The sequence below is a fragment of the Rhizobium sp. 62_C5_N11_2 genome (genome assembly GCF_051811185.1).
Taxonomy (GTDB): domain Bacteria; phylum Pseudomonadota; class Alphaproteobacteria; order Rhizobiales; family Rhizobiaceae; genus Rhizobium; species Rhizobium leguminosarum.
Genome location: NZ_JBPWPW010000001.1, coordinates 653,950 through 672,955, shown reverse-complemented (window position 1 = coordinate 672,955; position 19,006 = coordinate 653,950). Strand labels below are relative to the sequence as shown.

General features: G+C 60.7%; 18 protein-coding genes and 1 pseudogene. 14 read left to right on the top strand and 5 right to left on the bottom strand.

Annotated features, from left to right (window positions below):
• Positions 1-114 precede the first annotated feature (114 nt).
• From AB8B31_RS03290 to AB8B31_RS03265, 6 genes are all read left to right on the top strand, one after another.
• Positions 115-789: an energy-coupling factor ABC transporter ATP-binding protein gene (locus AB8B31_RS03290; RefSeq protein ID WP_026188642.1), complete on the top strand. Its 675-nt coding sequence runs from the start codon at positions 115-117 to the stop codon at positions 787-789.
• Positions 789-1,397: an energy-coupling factor transporter transmembrane component T family protein gene (locus AB8B31_RS03285; protein ID WP_018245072.1), complete on the top strand. Its 609-nt coding sequence runs from the start codon at positions 789-791 to the stop codon at positions 1,395-1,397. The genes AB8B31_RS03290 and AB8B31_RS03285 overlap by 1 nt, the downstream gene beginning before the upstream one ends.
• A 24-nt stretch (positions 1,398-1,421) precedes the next feature.
• Positions 1,422-1,985, top strand: coding sequence for a biotin transporter BioY (locus tag AB8B31_RS03280; protein WP_018245071.1), 564 nt, complete (start codon positions 1,422-1,424; stop codon positions 1,983-1,985).
• Positions 1,986-2,097: 112 nt separating this feature from the next.
• Positions 2,098-2,673 carry a GXWXG domain-containing protein gene (locus AB8B31_RS03275; RefSeq protein ID WP_018245070.1) on the top strand — a complete coding sequence of 192 codons (576 nt, stop codon included), beginning with the start codon at positions 2,098-2,100 and terminating at the stop codon, positions 2,671-2,673.
• A gap of 87 nt (positions 2,674-2,760) precedes the next feature.
• Complete coding sequence (locus tag AB8B31_RS03270) at positions 2,761-3,549, top strand: alpha/beta fold hydrolase (protein WP_018245069.1); 789 nt, start codon at positions 2,761-2,763, stop codon at positions 3,547-3,549.
• Entirely contained in the window at positions 3,549-4,688 is a 1,140-nt protein-coding gene (locus tag AB8B31_RS03265) for a PAS domain-containing sensor histidine kinase (RefSeq protein ID WP_018245068.1), read from the top strand. The genes AB8B31_RS03270 and AB8B31_RS03265 overlap by 1 nt, the downstream gene beginning before the upstream one ends.
• Before the next feature lie 75 nt (positions 4,689-4,763).
• On the opposite strand, the gene AB8B31_RS03260 is transcribed toward AB8B31_RS03265, so the two are convergent.
• The 4 genes and pseudogenes from AB8B31_RS03260 to AB8B31_RS03245 all read right to left on the bottom strand — a co-directional run bounded on the left by AB8B31_RS03260 (position 4,764) and on the right by AB8B31_RS03245 (position 9,231).
• Positions 4,764-5,903, bottom strand: coding sequence for an acyltransferase family protein (locus tag AB8B31_RS03260; protein WP_018245067.1), 1,140 nt, complete (start codon positions 5,901-5,903; stop codon positions 4,764-4,766).
• Between the two features lie 234 nt (positions 5,904-6,137).
• Positions 6,138-6,359, bottom strand: coding sequence for a hypothetical protein (locus tag AB8B31_RS03255; RefSeq protein ID WP_104891238.1), 222 nt, complete (start codon positions 6,357-6,359; stop codon positions 6,138-6,140).
• A gap of 168 nt (positions 6,360-6,527) precedes the next feature.
• Positions 6,528-8,068 (bottom strand): annotated as a pseudogene (locus tag AB8B31_RS03250) (methionine--tRNA ligase).
• A gap of 248 nt (positions 8,069-8,316) precedes the next feature.
• Positions 8,317-9,231, bottom strand: a complete 915-nt coding sequence (locus AB8B31_RS03245) for a LysR family transcriptional regulator (RefSeq protein WP_018245065.1) — start codon at positions 9,229-9,231, stop codon at positions 8,317-8,319.
• 47 nt (positions 9,232-9,278) lie between these two features.
• Here AB8B31_RS03245 and AB8B31_RS03240 point away from each other — a divergent pair, with 47 nt between their 5' ends.
• The 6 genes from AB8B31_RS03240 to AB8B31_RS03215 all read left to right on the top strand — a co-directional run bounded on the left by AB8B31_RS03240 (position 9,279) and on the right by AB8B31_RS03215 (position 17,093).
• Positions 9,279-10,670 carry an MFS transporter gene (locus tag AB8B31_RS03240; protein WP_018245064.1) on the top strand — a complete coding sequence of 464 codons (1,392 nt, stop codon included), beginning with the start codon at positions 9,279-9,281 and terminating at the stop codon, positions 10,668-10,670.
• Between the two features lie 28 nt (positions 10,671-10,698).
• A complete protein-coding gene (locus AB8B31_RS03235; protein ID WP_018245063.1) occupies positions 10,699-11,772 on the top strand; it encodes a tartrate dehydrogenase in 1,074 nt (357 codons plus the stop codon).
• Positions 11,773-11,778: 6 nt separating this feature from the next.
• On the top strand, positions 11,779-13,047 hold the full coding sequence (locus tag AB8B31_RS03230) for a glycerate kinase type-2 family protein (RefSeq protein ID WP_439007350.1): 1,269 nt from the start codon (positions 11,779-11,781) through the stop codon (positions 13,045-13,047).
• Between the two features lie 28 nt (positions 13,048-13,075).
• Positions 13,076-14,551 carry a pyruvate kinase gene (gene pyk, locus AB8B31_RS03225; RefSeq protein WP_018245061.1) on the top strand — a complete coding sequence of 492 codons (1,476 nt, stop codon included), beginning with the start codon at positions 13,076-13,078 and terminating at the stop codon, positions 14,549-14,551.
• A 252-nt stretch (positions 14,552-14,803) separates the two neighbouring features.
• Positions 14,804-16,327: an FAD-dependent monooxygenase gene (locus AB8B31_RS03220; RefSeq protein WP_018245060.1), complete on the top strand. Its 1,524-nt coding sequence runs from the start codon at positions 14,804-14,806 to the stop codon at positions 16,325-16,327.
• 157 nt (positions 16,328-16,484) lie between these two features.
• On the top strand, positions 16,485-17,093 hold the full coding sequence (locus tag AB8B31_RS03215) for a 2'-5' RNA ligase family protein (RefSeq protein WP_026188640.1): 609 nt from the start codon (positions 16,485-16,487) through the stop codon (positions 17,091-17,093).
• A 37-nt stretch (positions 17,094-17,130) separates the two neighbouring features.
• Here AB8B31_RS03215 and AB8B31_RS03210 read toward each other — a convergent pair whose 3' ends face one another.
• Complete coding sequence (locus AB8B31_RS03210) at positions 17,131-17,532, bottom strand: acyl-CoA thioesterase (RefSeq protein ID WP_018245058.1); 402 nt, start codon at positions 17,530-17,532, stop codon at positions 17,131-17,133.
• Between the two features lie 283 nt (positions 17,533-17,815).
• Between AB8B31_RS03210 and AB8B31_RS03205 the strand changes: the two genes are divergently transcribed.
• Positions 17,816-18,751, top strand: a complete 936-nt coding sequence (locus AB8B31_RS03205; RefSeq protein WP_018245056.1) for a histone deacetylase family protein — start codon at positions 17,816-17,818, stop codon at positions 18,749-18,751.
• A 2-nt stretch (positions 18,752-18,753) separates the two neighbouring features.
• Positions 18,754-19,005 carry an exodeoxyribonuclease VII small subunit gene (locus AB8B31_RS03200; protein ID WP_003545921.1) on the top strand — a complete coding sequence of 84 codons (252 nt, stop codon included), beginning with the start codon at positions 18,754-18,756 and terminating at the stop codon, positions 19,003-19,005.
• Position 19,006 lies beyond the last annotated feature (1 nt).

Sequence of the window (19,006 nt, the reverse complement as noted above, 5' to 3'; positions counted from 1 at the left end):
GCATCATAATCCGGAAAATCTTCCTAGCCACCCGATATCGACAAGGAGATTTACTCTTTCATCACCCGAGATTCCCCGTATAGAAGCGGGATCGCGAGGATGCGAGGGATGGGTTTGGATATTCGTTTCGAAGGCGCCGGGGTCAGTTTCGGGGCACGGGTGGCGCTGCAGCCGCTGACGCTTGGCATCAGTGGAAAACGCATCGGCGTCATCGGGCTGAACGGTTCGGGCAAGACCACTTTCGCGCGGCTGATCAACGGATTGACCAAGCCATCGGTCGGCCGCGTCACCGTCAACGGCCGCGACACGAGCGATGAGAAGGCTGCTGTGGCCGATGTCGGTTTCATCTTCCAGTCGCCGCAGAACCAGATCATCCTGCCGATCGTCAAAGACGACATCGCCTTCGGGCTGAAGCGGCGCGGCTTAACCAAGGCGGAAATCGAGGCAAAGGTCGAGGGCGTGCTGGCCCGCTTCGGCGCTGAGGCGCTGGGCGAGCGCCGCGCGCACGAGCTTTCCGGCGGCGAGCTGCAGGTGGCGGCCCTCTGCTCGGTGCTGGCGACGGGACCGGGCATTCTCATCCTCGATGAACCGACCAACCAGCTCGACCTCAAGAACCGGGCGTTGGTCGAAGGGATTATCGCCGGGCTCCCGGAAAGCGCCATCATCATCACGCATGATCTGGAGCTGATCGCCGGTTTCGAGCGGGTGCTGCTGTTTCATGAAGGGCGGCTTGCCGCCGATGCGCCGGCTGCCGAGGCGATCGCCCGCTACAAGGAGATCGCCGCCTGATGCAATCGCTCTATGTCGAAGGCAACAGCGTGATGCACCGGCTTTCGCCGCGGGTAAAGCTGTTGTCGCTGACGGTCTTCGGCGTCGTGCTGTTCATCAGCGGCAACATCCTGCTGCTTTCGATCGCCGTGCTGCTGACGGCGGTTCTCTACCGGATGATCGGCCTGCCGTTTGCCAATGGGCTCAGGCGGCTGCGGCCGGTCTTCCTGACGATCGCGGTCGTGGCGCTTTTCAACCTCATCTTCAATCCCTGGCAGGAGGCGCTCGTGCCGCTGCTGCGGCTGACGGCATTGATGCTGCTTGCCGCCACCGTGACGGCGACGACGTCGATCACCGAGTTCATCGACGAAGTGACGGCGCTTGCCCGCCCGCTCGAACGCACCGGCTGGGTGCAGGCCGACGATATCGGCCTGGCGCTGGGGCTGGTGCTGCGTTTCGTGCCGGAGATCGTCGGCCGTTATCAGGCGATCCGCGAGGCGCATAAGGCACGCGGGCTGAAGGTCCGGCCGACGACGCTGCTTGCGCCGCTGATCATCCTGACCCTTAAGGATGCGGATAATATCGCCGCGGCGATTGACGCGCGCGGAATTCGGCGGCATGTGAGTTAACGATTGATAAACACGGAATTCATGATGAGCACTCGCGACCTCGTTCTTACCGCCCTCTTTGCCGCGATCATCGTGGCGCTTGGCCTGCTGCCGCCGATCTCGCTCGGCTTCATTCCGGTGCCGATCACCGCCCAATCCCTCGGCGTCATGATGGCCGGTGTCGTGCTCGGCGCCCGGCGCGGCGCGATTGCCGTGCTGATCGTGCTGGTTCTGGTCGCGATCGGCCTGCCGGTGCTTTCCGGTGGCCGCGGCGGGCTTGCGATCTTCGCGTCGCCAACGGCCGGCTTCCTGATCGGCTGGATCTTTGCCGCCTTCGTCACCGGCTATCTCAGCGAACGGCTGGTCAACGAACAGCAATCCGGCCTGGTGCAGACGGTGAGCTTCTTCCTCACCGCCATGGCCGGCGGCATCGTCGTGCTCTACGCTTTCGGCATCACCTATCTCGCCACCGTCGCCGGCTTCGGCTTCACGAAAGCCTTCGTTGGCTCGATGGCCTTCATTCCCGGCGACGTGATCAAGGCCTTCGTCGCAGCCCTGCTTGGCCGCGCCGTCATGGTCGGCTATCCCCTGCTGCCGTCGCGCGCCTGACGCATAGACCGGTCTTGTCTGGTGAATACCCCAACGGCCCCTTCGGGGGCCGTTGCGCTTAAAGACATAGAGCCTATGCGAAAGCCTGCACCAGGCGTTCCGCCTGGTCCGCATGAACGGGACCTTCCAAACCTTCTTTTCATTTGTCGCAACGAACATCCCTGAAGGAGAAATCATGCGAGGCGACCAGCAGGAGGAGATGGCTGCCTGGTTCCGGTCGCTGGATCCTGTCCAGCCGAAGGACATGGTCGGCCTCTGGAGCGGCGTCGGCATTCCGTCGGATCATCCACTGGACGGCGTGCTCGAGAATCTCAACTGGTTCGGCAAGCGCTTCCATTCCGACATGCGGGCGGACGCCCTGCTCTTCACGTGGAGACCGGGCCGACTGGTGGCGCTCGAGCCAAGCTTCTTACCCATCAGGCTGGCGATCAAGATAGCGCCCTTTGGCCGGACGTTCGTCGCGCGCAGCTGGTTCTCATACCTGCAGAAGATGCTTCGAGCGAGAGGCACGACCGCTTCGTTACGGCTTCAGGCCGTCGACGGCATCGAAACGGCTGCGATGATCTACGACAAACAGCCGATCGTGGACTACTTCCGGAGGATTGACGATGACGAGATTGCCGGAATGATGTGTGTGCGCGACGACCCTCGGCGATTCTTCTTCAAGCTCCGGAAAGTGACGGACTGAGGTATGCAGCAAACGGCTGGCGCCTGGATAATCTTTCCTCAATCCAAAACAGGCTGAACATGCTATGAAAGCAGGGAAGAGGACGAGATGACCGTCATCGATCGAAATCATGTTCAAGTCCGGGGCGATGGCCAGCGTGCGATGATCTTTTCGCATGGATTCGGGTGCGACCAGAATATGTGGCGCTTCGTGGCTCCGGCTTTTGAAGGCGACTTCAAGACAGTGCTGTTCGATCATGTTGGCGCGGGACGATCCGATCTCACAGCTTATGATGCCGGAAAGTATTCTTCATTGTCTGGTTATGCCGATGACCTCGTGGAAATTTGCCGCGCGCTTGGCCTGACGCAAACAGTCTTCGTCGGGCACTCCGTCAGCGCGATGATTGGCGTCATCGCGTCGCTGGAGGCACCGGAACTGTTTGAAAGCCTGATCCTTGTCGGGCCGTCGCCGCGCTATATCAACGACGATGACTATATCGGCGGCTTCAGCGCGGCCGAGATAGACGAACTCCTGAAATCGTTGGACGACAATCACTTGGGGTGGTCTGCCGCCATGGCACCCGCCATCATGGGCAATCCGGATCGACCGGAACTTAGCGAAGAGCTGACAAACAGTTTCTGCCGCACCGATCCTGAGATCGCCAAGGCATTCGCACGGGTGACCTTCACCTCAGACAATCGCCGCGACCTTCCGCGCGTCACCGCCAGAACGCTGATCCTTCAATGCCGCGACGATATCATCGCCTCCGAAGAGGTCGGCGAATTCGTCCATCAGCAGGTCCCGAATAGTCAATTGGTCGTGCTGAACGCAAGTGGCCACTGCCCTAACCTCAGCGCTCCCGACGAGGTCATCTCTGCAATCCGGCGGTTCGTCTGATGAGCGGTCCCGACACGCAGATCTCCATGCCGGCGGAAGACCTTGAGGACTTATACGAAAACGCGCCATGCGGCTATCTTTCGCTGCAGCCGGACGGGCGCATCGTCAAGGTGAACAAAACGCTGTCGACCTGGATCGGCATCCCTGCCGAGCAACTCCTCGGCAAACGACTTCACGATCTGCTCAACACCTCGGGCCGTATATTCTACGAAACCCATTTTGCGCCTTTGCTGCGCATGCAAGGGTTTTTCAACGAGGTTGCCCTCGATCTTGTGGCGGCGGACGGTAGAAAACTGCCTGTGCTCGCCAATGCCATGGAAAGACGTGCAGAAGACGGTGCCTTGCTTTTCACCCGTGTGACGATGTTCCAGGCTGCCGAGCGTCGCCGTTATGAACGGGAGCTGGTCGAAGCGCGCGCGGCGGCGGACACGGCCGGTGCCATCGTCAAATCCCAGCTCGACTTCGAACAGCAAACCGCCGAGTTGCGGGAGCAGTTCATCGCCATCCTTGGCCATGACCTGCGCAACCCGCTTGCCTCGATTGCCGCTGCGGGGCGTATGTTGCGAAAGGAAGAGCAGACCGATCGCTCGACTAAAGTTCTCGATTTGATGCAGGGCAGCGTCGTTCGCATGTCTGGCCTGATCGACAACGTCCTCGACTTCGCGCGTGCACGATTGGGTGGCGGCATCGTGCTCGACAGGCGAGCGGAGGAGCTCGAGCCGATCCTGCGGCAGGTCATCGAAGAACTCCGCTATAGTCACCTCGACCGCAGGATTGAGGTGAGCATCGAATTAGACGGCCCTATAAGTTGCGACAGCAGCCGGATTGGCCAGCTGGTGTCCAATCTCTTGGGAAATGCCCTGACCCATGGGACGCCGGACGAACCGGTGCGGCTATCTGCGGCAACCGTCGACGGAAGACTGGAGCTCTGGATCGCCAACGGCGGCGCTCCTATTTCCAGCGATGCGATGACACGGCTTTTCCAGCCTTTCTTCAAAGGCGAAGCCGGCACAAGTCAAAGAGGATTGGGGCTGGGTTTGTATATCGCTTCGGAAATCGCCCGCGCCCATGGCGGGGCCATCACGGTCAGTTCCGGTGACAACGAGACACGCTTCACCTTTGTGATGCCCTTGGATTGAACCCGACCGCACAGCTGCGCCGACGTGGGCGGAAAGACACATTCACAGCGCAGACGCTATGAAGGGCTCGGGCACCTAAACCCGAGACTCTTTCGCCTGAAGACCCGCAACGCGTTGCCCAAGCCTGTCGAAGACCAATCGCAAAACGCTGCGGATGGGAGGCTCTCCCCATTTGCACACCGCCAGCGACATTACACAGACGATCGCAACGGCCAAGGCCAGCGCCAACAGCGGTGTCATCTCCAGATCAGTCAGCCAGTCGAGAAGTTGGACGCCGATCGCGAAATGCAGCAGATAGAGCGGGTAGGTCATCGAGCCGAGGGTTTTGACCGATTGAAGGAGGGCGGTCGGCAGACGACTGATCTGCTTGGCATAGGTCACGCTTGCAACGATTGATATCAGCCCCGCCACCCAGATTGCGACTGCGGGAAGCGGCGAGAAGGAATGACCGGCTGCGGCAAGAGTGCGCTCGCTGGTATTTTCGCCTGCCATGTATATCTGAGCCGCCCCCGTCACCAAGGCGCAGATCAAACCCACCCAGGAAATTCGGCTCATCCGAGCTTGAGACAAAAGCCAGATGTAGATGCCAATGGCAAATTGGCAGCCATAGTAAAAAGGGATGGCCCGCCAGGCGGTCTCCGTGAATGTGGCCAGGATGTCTGAATCGGGAAGGGCGTATAACAGAGCGATAAACACCGTGCTGGCCAGTGACAAGCCGAGCGCCAGAGCAGGCATCCTTGCCTTCTGACCCATCGCACACATGATGAAGACAAGGGCGTAGAAACAGATCTCACATGCCAGGGTCCAATATTGGCCATCGATCCATGGCCCGCCAGGGTAGAGGGTGATCGACCGCAGATAGTTCTTGATGATGCGGCGATTAACGTCTTGAGTTGCAATGACGATCAGCGTCAGTGACGCACATATCCATACTGCTGGATAGAGCCGCAGAATTCGCCCCCTGAGAAACGACATCGCAGTGGCTGCAGCGGCAGAGTTGACGATGACGAGCCCTGATATGACGAAAAACAATTCGACACCAACCCATCCAGGTTGGGCGATATTCTCTATCAGGGGCATTTTGTAAGGTCTTAGATATAAGGGCGAAGCCCAGGAAGCAAATCCAAGATGAAACATCGTTACCATGAGTGCACATACAAATCGTAGTGCGTCGACGCCGTAAATATACGGGCTGCCGGCTTCAGATTTTACCATAGCGATTTCCCCCAAAATCAAATCCAGTACTACCTGGACTTGGATTTTGGCGCAAGATACTCGCAGTTGGCGTAGGAATAATGATTGTGGGTCAGTTGGTCCACTTGCCCGTCAAATAGCCTTCGACAGCTCCGTCTGATGGTCCCGCGGTATGGCCGTCTCGATACGGCCTGGAATCCGGGCAACAAAAAACCGCCTTGAGGCGGTCGGGCATTCTATCGATTTCAGTTTGATTTAGTCTCCTCCTCCGCCATCTCCGCCACCGCCATCACAGCCGCCGTCGCCTGAGGCATCGAACCAGCCTCCACCTCCATCGCCGGAGCCTTCCGAATTGCCCCACCTGCGCTTGGTGTTTGCGGTGGTCTGGGTGGTGGCGCCTCTTTCTGCCCTTGCGATCAGCGCAAAGATCAGTGCGAAGCCTCCAACGAGCACGGTAACCACAAGAAATATCTCCAATCAGTATCCTTTTCGTTGTTTCAGGAAATCTCGTTTCCTGACTAAAATAGTAGATTATTTTCCCGCTCTCGGAAATAGCCTGAATATGAAACTTTCATGACACTCTGGATCACGTCAAAACCCTGCGCTGGCTAGTTGCAGCGCAGAGCATCTCGGGCTGGTTCCCCTTCAAGCCGCCGCTCTTTGCGGAAAGAGGACGGCTTGCGGGGCGGCTTTGACTCCAGCCACGATCAAGGGGTCCCGATAGAGGCGAGGAGACGGTATTCCGAGCCTGGAATGCAGCTTTGCGGCCGAGCTTGGCAGGAACGGCAGGAGGCAGCGGGCGATGATCGCAAGGCCGTGGACCTGCTCGGCCAGGGAAGCGCCAAGACGAGTAGCGGTCGCCTTCCGATCGCCCGGCGTGAGATCGGCAAGCAGGGCTTTCGCATCGGCCCATGGCGCGCGTTGTGCAAACCGCCTGTTCGCCGCACCGATGAACTCGAAAATATCCGCGAGGCCGACATGGAGCTCGTAGGCAGCGAAGGCTCGAGCCACCTTCTCCGGAAGGCGGGCAGCCTCCTCCACAAGCTCGCTGTCTGGCACTGGCGGAACGATGCCGTTGAACGAGGTCGACAGAAGGGCAAGGACCCGGTTGGCGAGATTTCCGAGCTGCCCTGCCAACTCTCCCGACCAGGCGGCTTCCAGACGCTCGTCTGAGAAATCGCCATCGTCACCCGAGCGTATATGCCGGAGCAGGTAATATCGCAGTGCGTCGGGCGTTTCGTAGGATTGGATGATGCGTTCCGGATCGATGCCGTTGCCGGCCGACTTGCCGATCTTCCGGCCACCGTGACGTAGCCGTGCACCAGGATCGACGAAGGTGGCGGCAGGCCTGCGGAAAGCAGGATGGCCGGCCAGTAGATGGCGTGGAACTTGGAGATGCCCTTGCCGACGACGTGGATGCGTTGGCCGCCGTTCCAATAGTGCTGCAGCAGGGTTGGGTCGGACCCGTGGCTGAGGCCTGTGAGATAGTTCGCCAGGGCATCGAACCAGACGTAGACGACCTCATCTCCATCGGGGACGGGCACACCCCAGCCGCGCGCCCGTTCGGCGCTGCGCGACACGCTGATGTCGCTCAGGCCGTGCCGCAAAAGGGCAAGGACCTCGTTGCGCCGATGGGCGGGAACGATCCGAAGCCCCCCGGTCTCGACGAGCTCACGCAGCCGGTCGCCGTATCGCGAGAGACTGAAGAACCAGTTCTCCTCACGGATGGTCTCAAGGGCAATGCCGTGTTCCGGGCAGCGCCCGTCATCGAGTTCCGACGGCTCGTAGAATTGCTCGCAACCGACGCAATAGAGGCCCTCATAGGCCTTGCGATAGAGGTCGCCATTTTCAGCGCATGCCCTCCACAAGGCGTGGACGCAGGCAATATGCCTCGGATCGCGCGACGTGCGGACGAATTCCTCGTTGGATATATCGAGCAGGCCGCCAAGGCGCTCGAACCTGTCGGCGTTGGCATTGACGAAGTCCCTCACCTCCAGTCCCGCGGCTTCCGCCGACCGGACATTCTTCAGGCTGTTATCGTCGGTTCCGCATTGGAAGCGCACGTCATGGCCGAGAAGCCGGAAATGGCGGGCATAGGCATCGGCCTGGACGAGCTCGAGAGCGAAGCCCACATGCGGCGCGGCATTCACGTAGGGGATGGAGGTGGTGATGTAGATCTTGTTCATCGGCGTTTCCTTTCGAAGGCTGTTAATGCCCGCGAGACGGATCGACCCATGAAAAGACCGCCTCGAGGGCGGTCGCTGGTGCATTCTGGACGCACGAAACCCGCCACGCTATGAGCGCGGCATCATCATCACGAAGGTGCTGATCACGGTGTTGTCCATGCGATTTTCCTATCATCAAGAGCAGTTTCGAACAAGCGTGCTCGTTGGCGCCCATCGTCAAACCACGCGGCGGCAATTGAATTCGATTGTCAGGCAAGCTCGGCATAGTGGGCCAGCTTGTCTTGAAGCATGGCGAGAATGCGATCCCGTCCCGGGTCGCGGACGCCCTTCAACCACGCGACCGATAGGGGAAGCTTGTTCATGGCCGCCGTCCCTCCCATATCGAGAGCGATGTAACGGACGCCGCTGACGGCGAGCCGCGATGTCCATTGAGGAACGATCGCCAGCCCGATCTCTGCGGCCACGAGATTGACAATCGTCTGCTTTTCTTCAGCAAGCTGGGCCACCCGCGCCTGCAGTCCCGCCTCGATGAACAGCTTCATCGTCAGGTCATGGCTATGCGGCCGCGATCGACGTTCCGGGACAATCAACGGTTCGTCGGCGAGGTCTTCGATTCTCACGCTGGCTCTCGAAGCCAGTCGATGGTTCTCGGACATGGCGACGACCGCGGTCTCATGGAAGAGAAACATCGTCTTCAGCTTGGGGTCGACGATATCGGGGGCGCGGATGAATGCCAAATCCAATGAACCCGACAGGAGTTTCGGGATCAGCCTGATCGTCTTGTCTTCCGACAACTGCGTCGAGACGTCGGGACACTGCTGGCGGAAATCGTGCAACAGCATGGGGACGAGCCCTGCTGCCGCGCTGTCGATCGCCCCGATCCGCAGCACATCCGCTTTTGCCTGGCGGGAAGTGTGGAACCGTTGCTGAAGAGCTTCGGTCTTGGCGAGGATCTCCCGCGCGCCTTCCAGGAAGACGAGACCGTCTTCCGTCAGCGACACGCTGCGTGTCGTTCGCGCCATCAGCCGCGTCCCGAGGGATTCTTCAAGCAGGCGTATGTGCCGAGATAGCGACGCCGGCAGGAGGCCAAGCTTTTGAGCAGCCCGCCCGAAATGAAGCTCGTCCGCTACCGACACGAAACATCGAAGCTGGTTCAGGTCCACGAACGTCTGCTCCAGAGTTCGATTATATCAAATTTTTATATATTCCTGTGTCGCTTGAGGATCAAGCCGGCGGTGGTCATAGATATTCGCAAGCGCAGGAGGTGCGCTTCGTTTATCGTCCAATCTGGGAGGAGACCGTCGTGACTCACGACTTGGAAACGCGCGTCTTGCGCAAAATCACATTCCGCATCGTACCGTTCATCATGCTGCTGTATTTCATCGCGTTTCTCGACCGCGTGAATATCGGCTTTGCCGCCCTGACGATGAACCAGGACCTCGGCTTCTCGTCGACCGTCTTCGGCATCGGTGCAGGCATCTTCTTCGTCGGCTACTTCCTCTTCGAAGTTCCCTCGAACCTCATCCTCAACAAGGTCGGTGCCCGCATCTGGATCGCCCGGGTGATGATCACCTGGGGGATCGTCTCGGGCCTCATGGCTCTGGTGCAGGGGACCACCAGCTTCTACATCCTGCGCTTCCTTCTCGGCGTCGCCGAAGCGGGCTTTTTCCCCGGCATCATCCTCTATCTCAGCTTCTGGTTCCCGGCCCGCCGCCGCGCCGCGGTGACCGCGATCTTCATGGCCGCAGCACCGCTCTCCACGGTCCTCGGCTCGCCGATCTCCGGCGCGCTGATGGAAATGCACGGCCTTCTCGGCCTTGCCGGCTGGCAGTGGATGTTCCTGATCGAGGCAGCCCCAGCCATCATCCTTGGTGTCGTCGTCCTGTTCTATCTCACCGATCGTCCGGAAAAGGCGAAATGGCTGACGGACGAAGAGCGCAGCTGGCTCGTCAAAACGATGAATGCGGAGCAGGCAGGCAAAAGCAAGGCCAGCCACAGCATCCTGGCAGGACTGGCCGACATCCGCGTGATTGCCCTCGCCCTGGTTTATTTCGGCACCTCTGCCGGGCTTTACACCCTCGGCATCTGGGCTCCGCAGATCATCAAGCAGTTCGGCCTATCGGCACTCCAGGTCGGCTTCATCAATGCTATTCCCGGTATCTTCGCCGTCATTGCCATGGTTCTTTGGGCACGTCATTCCGACAAGACCGGCGAACGGACATGGCACGTCGTCGGAGCCTGCCTGCTGGCAGCCGCAGGACTGGCCTTCGCAACGGGTGCGACCAGCGTATTCACTGTCCTCATCGCTCTCACCCTCGTCAATATCGGCATCAGCTCGTCGAAGCCGCCGCTCTGGAGCATGCCGACCCTCTTCCTTTCCGGCCCGGCTGCGGCGGCCGGCATCGCCACCATCAACTCCATCGGCAACCTCGGCGGCTTCGTCGGTCCGTCGATGATCGGGTGGATCAAGGATACGACCGGGAGTTTCACCGGTGGCCTCTACTTCGTCGCCGGGCTTCTGCTGATCTCGGCAATCCTCACCCTCGTCCTGGCACGGTCCGGCCCCAAAGCGGCTGATACCCGCGCCGCCAGTCAACACTGACCAGAGCTGACCCAATCGGAGAATACCAATGCGTGAATATGCAATCGCCACCATCCCCGCCGACGGCATCGGCCCTGAAGTCATCGCTGCCGGCACACGTGTCCTGGCTGCAATCGAGAAGCGCGAAGGCGGGATCAAGTTCAATCTCGAGAATTTCGACTGGGGATCCGACTACTACAAAAAGCACGGCGTCATGATGCCGACCGATGGCTTGAAGCAGCTGAAGAAGTTCGACGCCATCTACTTCGGCGCCGTCGGAGCGCCTGATGTTCCCGACCACGTCACGCTCTGGGGACTGCGGCTGCCTATCTGCCAGGGCTTCGACCAGTATGCGAATGTTCGCCCCACGAAAATTTTGCCCGGGATCACGCCGCCGCTGCGCAACTGCGGCCCGGGCGATCTGGACTGGGTTATCGTCCGCGAAAACTCCGAAGGCGAATATTCCGGTCACGGCGGCCGTGCGCACAGGGGGCTGCCGGAAGAGGTGGGCACTGAGGTCGCCATCTTCACCCGCGTCGGCGTCACCCGCATCATGCGCTATGCGTTCAAGCTCGCCCAGTCCCGGCCGCGCAAGTTCCTGACCGTCGTCACCAAGTCCAATGCCCAGCGGCACGGCATGGTGATGTGGGATGAAATCGCGGCTGAGGTGGCCGAGGAATTCCCCGATGTCACCTGGGACAAGATGCTCGTCGACGCCATGACCGTCCGCATGACCCTGAACCCGAGGAGCCTCGACACCATCGTCGCCACCAATCTTCATGCCGACATCCTCTCGGACCTTGCAGGCGCGCTCGCAGGCAGCCTCGGCGTCGCGCCGACCGCCAACATCGATCCGGAACGCCGCTTCCCGTCGATGTTCGAGCCGATCCATGGTTCTGCTTTCGACATCACCGGCAAAGGCATTGCAAACCCGGTGGCGACCTTCTGGACGGCGGCGCAGATGCTCGACCATCTCGGTGAAACAGATGCATCCGCACGCCTGATGCGGGCCGTCGAACGCGTGACCGGGGCCGGCATATTGACGCCTGACGTCGGTGGAACGGCCAACACCAAGGAAGTCACCGACGCGGTCGTCGATGAGATCCACACATCGAACGTCTGAACGACGATGTCCTGGACCGATCAGAAAGCACGGGAAACGCTGCACCAGATCTTTGATGCAGCGGTCGAAAGCGCCAGTCCCCAGCGGGCGGTTCTCGAAAACCTCCCGGACAAGCCAAAGGGCCGATGCATCGTCGTCGGCGCCGGTAAGGCATCGACGGCCATGGCGGCCGCGCTGGATAGCGCCTGGCCGAATGTCGATCTCTCCGGTGTTGTCGTGACACGCTATGGTCACGCGGTGCCTGCCGGTCGCATCCGCATCATCGAGGCATCGCACCCCGTTCCGGATGCGATGAGCGAAAGGGCGGCTGCCGATGTCTTGCAAGCCGTTCGCGGGCTGACACCGGACGATCTCGTTGTTGCTCTCGTCTCCGGCGGCGGCTCGGCGCTTCTGGTCGCTCCGGCGGGCGGCATGACCTTGGCGGACAAGCAGAGCGTCAATCGCGCGCTTCTGGCAAGCGGCGCGACGATCACCGAGATGAACGCCGTTCGCAAGCACCTCTCGCGTATCAAGGGAGGCCGTCTCGCGCTGGCCGCCCAGCCCGCGAAAGTCGTTACCCTGGTCATTTCCGATGTGCCGGGCGATGATCCTGCATCCATCGCATCCGGCCCGACGATCGCCGATGAAAGCACGATCGACGAGGTTCGCGGCATCATATCCCGCTACAGGATCGTTCTGCCCGACACGGCACGCTCCGTCCTCGAAAGCGGCGACGAGACGCCGAAACCCGCGGATCTCGCAAGCGATGTCCGCATCATCGCTGCCCCCTCGCTCGCCCTGGATAGTGCAGCGAAAGCCGCCGCCAACGCGGGCCTGCAAACACTTGTCCTCGGCGACGCCATCGAGGGAGAGGCGCGCGAGCTCGGTACGGTGATGGCGGGCATCGCCTTATCCGCAAAGACCAAGGGGCTTCCGGTTCGCGGGCCCGCCGTCCTTCTGTCGGGCGGCGAAGGGACGGTTACGATCGGCTGCGAGGCCGCGGGGCGCGGTGGCCGCAACACCGAATTCCTTCTCGGCCTTGCGGTGGCCCTCAAGGGACATGCCGGAATATGGGCGATTGCTGGCGATACCGACGGCATCGATGGCACCGAAGATGCAGCGGGGGCCGTCGTCACGCCCGACACGTTGGAGCGCGGCCGTAAGAAGGGCCTTGATGCCCGAGCCTATCTCGCTTCGCACGACAGCTATTCATTCTTCGACGAGATCGGGGATCTGGTCAAAACCGGGCCGACCCTGACCAATGTCAACGATATCCGAGCCATACTCATCGTCTGAAACGGCGACCAAGCCTGAGGAAATTTCGATGCATCGCAATCGCAGGGCCAAGATCGTGGCGACTGTCGGGCCGGCAAGCGCGTCTCCCGACATGCTGAAGTCACTGTTCGAAGCGGGCGTCGACACGTTTCGCCTCAACTTCAGCCACGGCTCACACGAGGATCATGCGGCTGTCTTCAGATCGATCCGCGCCTTGGAAAGAGAAACGGGAAGACCGATCGGTATCCTGCAGGATCTTCAGGGTCCGAAAATCCGTGTCGGACGAATTCGAAACGGCGCAATTTCGGTTTCGAAAGGCGATCGGATCCGCTTCGTTCTAGGAACAGACGAGGGCATAGCGGATTCCATTCCCCTCCCCCATCGTGAGATATTCGCAGCCGTCAAGCCGGGCGATGACCTGCTGATTGATGACGGCCGCGTCAGGGTTCGGATCGATGGCGTCGGAGCTGAAACGATAACGGCGGAGGTCGTGGTCGGCGGGGTGATTTCCGACCGCAAGGGCGTCAATATTCCCGGGGCAATTCTCGATATCTCGCCTTTGACTGAGAAGGACAGGCGCGACTTGGAGTACGGGCTGGAACTCGGGGTCGACTGGGTCGCCCTCTCCTTCGTTCAAAAGGCCAGCGACATGATCGAGGCGCGCGCGCTCGTCAGTCAGCGGGCCGGGCTGATCGCCAAGATCGAGAAGCCTTCGGCGCTCGATCAGATCGACGATATCATTCGTCTTTCGGACGGCATCATGGTGGCGCGCGGCGATCTCGGCGTCGAAATTCCGCCAGAGGAGGTTCCCGGTCGTCAGAAGGAACTCATTCGCGCCTGCCGCCTTGCCGTCAAACCCGTCATTGTCGCCACCCAGATGCTGGATTCGATGGTGGCCGCGCCGACGCCGACACGGGCGGAAGCCTCCGACGTCGCCATGGCGATTTATGACGGAGCAGATGCGGTGATGCTGTCTGCCGAATCCGCGACTGGCAGATTTCCCCGCGAGACGGTGGAGATCATGGACCGCATCATCCGGAGTACCGAGGGCCACAAGCTCTACCGCTCGCTGATAGCCGCGTCGGAGCCGGAGATCGAACCGTCACCGCCCCACGCCGTGGCGTCCGCCGCTGCCGACCTGGCAACCGCCATCAACGCGCCATTGATCGCGGCCTTTACATCCAGCGGCACAACCGCCGCCCGAATTGCCCGCAAGCGACCATCGTTGCCCATTCTTGCCATTACGCCTGACGAGCTGGTCTCCAGGCAACTTTGTCTTCTTTGGGGGGCTGTCAGTATCCATTCCAAGGAGATCGTTACCTACGAAGACACGATCGACTACGCCCGGCAGATGGCGAGCAGATCCGGATTATCCTCACCCCATGACAATATCGTCGTGGTTGCCGGCATCCCCTTCGGCCGACCGGGAACGACAAACAATTTGAGGGTGGTTCAATTGAAGGAGGAAGCACCGTCCGAGGCGGTGCTCGATCTGCACTCGCTTTCGGACCGCGCTGCCCCTTGAGAAAGGACTGGCTCTAGGCGCGGATTGTTACAGACCCGTTGCCGATCGAGCGGCATGCCGATATGCTGCCGGTGTCGGAAAAGGCAGACTTGGTTTGGTAAGCCCAAGTCCTTCTGGAAACGGAAGCTCTGTCCCCTGCCCCAGGCATGAGACCCCGCGACGAACGTCGGACGCTGAGAGCGCCCACCCGTTCGTCCGTGTGGTTGTCAGAACGACGAACTGCTCCGGTCGAACGACCAAAAGGAGCCGTTCATGAATAATCGCCACCCAACGTCTTTTCTCTTCGATGTCGTGATTGCAGGCGCCGGGCCGGTCGGCTTGTTGCTGGCCTGCGAGCTCAGGCTTGCAGGTGTCTCCGTGCTGGTGCTGGAGCAGGCGGAAAGCCCGCACTCGCCGTTGAAAAAGCTGCCCTTCGGCATGCGCGGCCTGACGCTGCCGACGATTGAAGCGTTCTACCGGCGCGGCCTGCTCGATTCCCTTGAAGCGCCCGGGCGTCAGGCAAAGCCAGAGGGAAAACCGCGCAAGCAGGCCGGACACTTCGCCGGCATCCCCTTCGATTATGACAGGATCAATCCCTCGGACTGGGCCTATCGACTGCCGAGCCCCGCCGACAGCAATATGGCGGCAGAAATGGAACGGGTCGAGACCGTCCTTGCCGACCGCGCGCAGTCCATCGGCGTCGAGATCAGACGGGGTGTGCGCGTCGAAGGTTTGGCACAATCAGCCGACGGGGTCATGATCCAAGCTGGAGATCAGAGTTTTGAGGGCCGTTGGCTGGTCGGCTGCGACGGTGGCCGCAGCATGGTGCGCAAGGGGGGCGGCTTTTCCTTCGTCGGAACCGATCCCGAGTTTACCGGCTATTCCGTGCAGGTCGATCTGGCTGACCCGGAAAAGCTGAAGCTCGGCCGACAGCTGACGCCGACCGGCATGTATTTCCAGACGCAGCCCGGCCATTTCGGCATGGTGGAGTTTGACAGCGGCGCATCTCACCGCACCGGACCGATCACGCTTGCGCATGTGCAAGCGGTGCTGCGGCGGATATCGCAGACCGATGTCACGCTGACCGCGCTGCGCGTCGCCACCAGTTGGACCGACCGCGCCCAGCAGGCGACAGAATACCGCAAGGGCCGGGTGCTGCTTGCCGGTGACGCGGCCCATATTCATTCGCCGCTCGGCGGGCAAGGGCTCAATCTCGGACTTGGTGACGCCATGAACCTTGGATGGAAACTGGCCGCCACCGTCCGCGGTGAAGCGCCGGACGGACTGCTCGACAGCTATTTCAGCGAACGGCATCCGATCGGTGAACAGATTCTCGCCTGGTCGCGGGCGCAGGTCTCGATCATGCGGCCAAGCCCCCACGCCCGGGCGATGGAATCCATCATCCGCGATCTCATCGCCACCCGCGACGGGGCCACCTATTTCGCCGACCGGGTCTGGAATGCGTCGATGCGCTACGATCTCGGCGACGGCCACGCACTGGTCGGCCGCAGCGTCCCGGACTTCGAATGGACCGACGGTACCAGGCTCGCCGCCCTGCTCGCCGACGGAACCGGTCTGCTGATCGACTTCGGCGACCGCGCACCGCTCCGGTCGATCGCACGCCGTTGGGATGACCGGGTCAAATATGTCGAGGGTGAGGTGAAGGACCGGCTGGGACTGACCGCCCTGCTTGTCCGTCCGGATGGAATTGTCGCCTGGGCTTGTGAGGGCGAGGTGAATCCTGAAGACGCTGTCGAAGCCGGATCGCGTTGGTTTGCTGTCCATGATGGCGGATAGTGCCGCCATCTTAACGAATGTCTCCAAGACTTCCATCACCATCGCGAATGCCTGGCAGGCGCCTGCCATCATTGGCGAGCGGTTTCGTGATGTGATAGCAAGGCATGGGAATTGCACGCTCGCGGCGTGCCCGTGTTGGATAGAAGGACCTGCTGCTGTGATCCGCACGAAGGTCGATACGCTGTTTAAGCAGTGCTGCGCGTTTCACCTGCAGTTTTTTCCCGATGGCGAAGCTCTGTCAAAGCTCTGCAACTTGCAGGACAGGATCGAGCGAGACAGCGACGCGCCGCTCTCACGCGTCCCGGCTAAGAGCCTACACATGACGGTCGTCACCCTGGTCAACGCCGCGGCCCAATTCAGTATTCCAAACGACGAGGTCTGGAAGCTGAATGGGGAAAGATGGAAGGAGATTGTGGAGAGACTGGTCGAAGAGACCCCGCCATTTGAGCTCCATTTTCATGAGGTGGCTGCTTCGGAAGCCGCTGTCTTCGTAAAGGCAGAGGAGCCGCCGGAATTGCGCAGGCTTCGTTCGGCCATTTCACATGCCATCTGCTTCGAACAGTGGTGTCCAACCCCGCCCCGAATAGCGCACATAACACTGTTCAGATTTTTTGCAGAAGACAGGCTACCAGCAGTCAACTTCGACGCAGGCTTATTGCCCACGGGACTGAAGGTTGGATCCCTTAAATTGCTGGAAGAGCGCGTTTATCCAAGCGTCGAGATCAATATACTCAGCGAGCCACTCCTCCGAGGCAAAAGCACCTAGTGGCAATTCTGGCTGGTCGATCGGCTCTGCTTTGCCCCTAATCCAAAAACCGATAAAGCCAGTCGCGCGTTTCCTCCGGCAGCGAGGCCGGCGACTGGTCCTCGCGGGTGCGGGCCTGCCAGATGATCTCGACCTCGGCGGCACGCTCCTCCCCGGTGTCGATCGCAACGAGGAGGCCGATGGAATGCATGCCGATCTTGTCGACGGTGGCGGTGAAGGTTGCCAGCTCATCGTAGTGCAGCGGACGGTGCAGCATGCAGGAAACCTTGCTAGGGCTATAGACCGGTTCGTCATCGACATCGGGCCGTGAGGACCAGAAGCTCGCAAGGACGGACTCGGCATAGGAAATATAGGAGGCCAGAAACATCTGGCCGGTCATATCGACATCGCGAAACGGCACACGTATTTCCGCCACATCAGGACGTTTCGACTGACTCATCAACAGATCTGCCTTACAGAGTTCCCATGGCAACACTACTTCATAATAGCTTATATCGGAACTGGCTTAAGGATAAAATTACGCAATAGTTCAAAGTGTTACAGTGTCCTTCACGCACCGGAAAGGCGCGGCTCCGTTGCAATGGAGCTGTTCGACGGAAACGGCGTAACTGAGACGGTTGTGACAGGCGAACGGTTGGACGGCGGCAGAGCGCTTGTTGAAATCGACCGATGATGCCCCATCTGCTGTGGCACATGACATAAGCGACCGATAGAGTGTCTTCATGAGCACCCGTCTTTATGAACACCCGATCTTCCTGGAACATGTGACGCCCGCTGGTCATCCGGAGCGATCGGACAGGATCCGCGCCATCAACGTCGCGCTGGAACATCCGAATTTCGAGCGCCTGGAGCGCCGGCAGGCGCCGCAGGCGAACGAGGATGCGGTGCTGCTTGCCCATCCTGAAGAACATCTCATCGCCGTCATGCGGGAGATTCCCGAGGAAGAGGGTGAGATCAACCAGATCGAAGCCGATACCTATGCCAGCAGCAAGAGCCTGCAGGCGGCGCTGACCGGCATCGGCGGGGCGATGGCGGCGGTCGACGACGTCTTTACCGGCCGGGCCGACAATGTCTTCGTCGCCGCCCGCCCGCCGGGGCACCATGCCGAGAAGATGACGGCGATGGGCTTCTGCTTCTTCAACAATGCGGCAATCGCCGCCCGGCATGCGCAAAGGGCGCATGGCGCCGAGCGCATCGCCATCGTCGACTGGGACGTGCATCACGGCAACGGCACGCAGGATATCTTCTGGGACGATGCCTCGGTGCTGTTCTGCTCGACGCATCAGATGCCGCTTTATCCCGGCACCGGCGCCAAGGACGAGAAGGGTACGCACAACACCATCGTCAACGCGCCACTTTCGCCGAATGTCGGCAGCGACCACTTCCGCGAGGCGTTCAAATCGCGCGTGCTGCCCGCGCTTGACGATTTCCGGCCGGACCTCATCATCATCTCCGCCGGCTTCGACGCGCATCACCGCGATCCGCTGGCGCAGATCAATCTGACCGGTGAGGATTTCGACTGGGCGACCGGGCGCGTGCTCGAACTGGCGGACCGGCACGCGAAGAACCGGGTCGTCAGCCTGCTCGAAGGCGGTTATGATCTCGAGGGACTCGCCGAATCGGCGGGCATGCATATTCTGAGAATGATGAAGGGTTGAGAATGACTGACAGCGCCAAGCCGGAGGTGTCCGGCCTTTCCTTCGAAAAGGCGGTCGCCGAACTCGAAAGCATCGTCGCCCGGCTGGAACGTGGCGATGTGGCGCTGGATGAATCGATCGAGATCTACGAGCGCGGCGAAGCGCTGAAGAAACATTGCGAGACGCTGCTTTCGGCCGCCGAGAACCGCATCGAGAAGATCCGGCTCGACCGCGCCGGCAAGCCGCAAGGTGTCGAGCCGCTGGACGGCGCCTGAG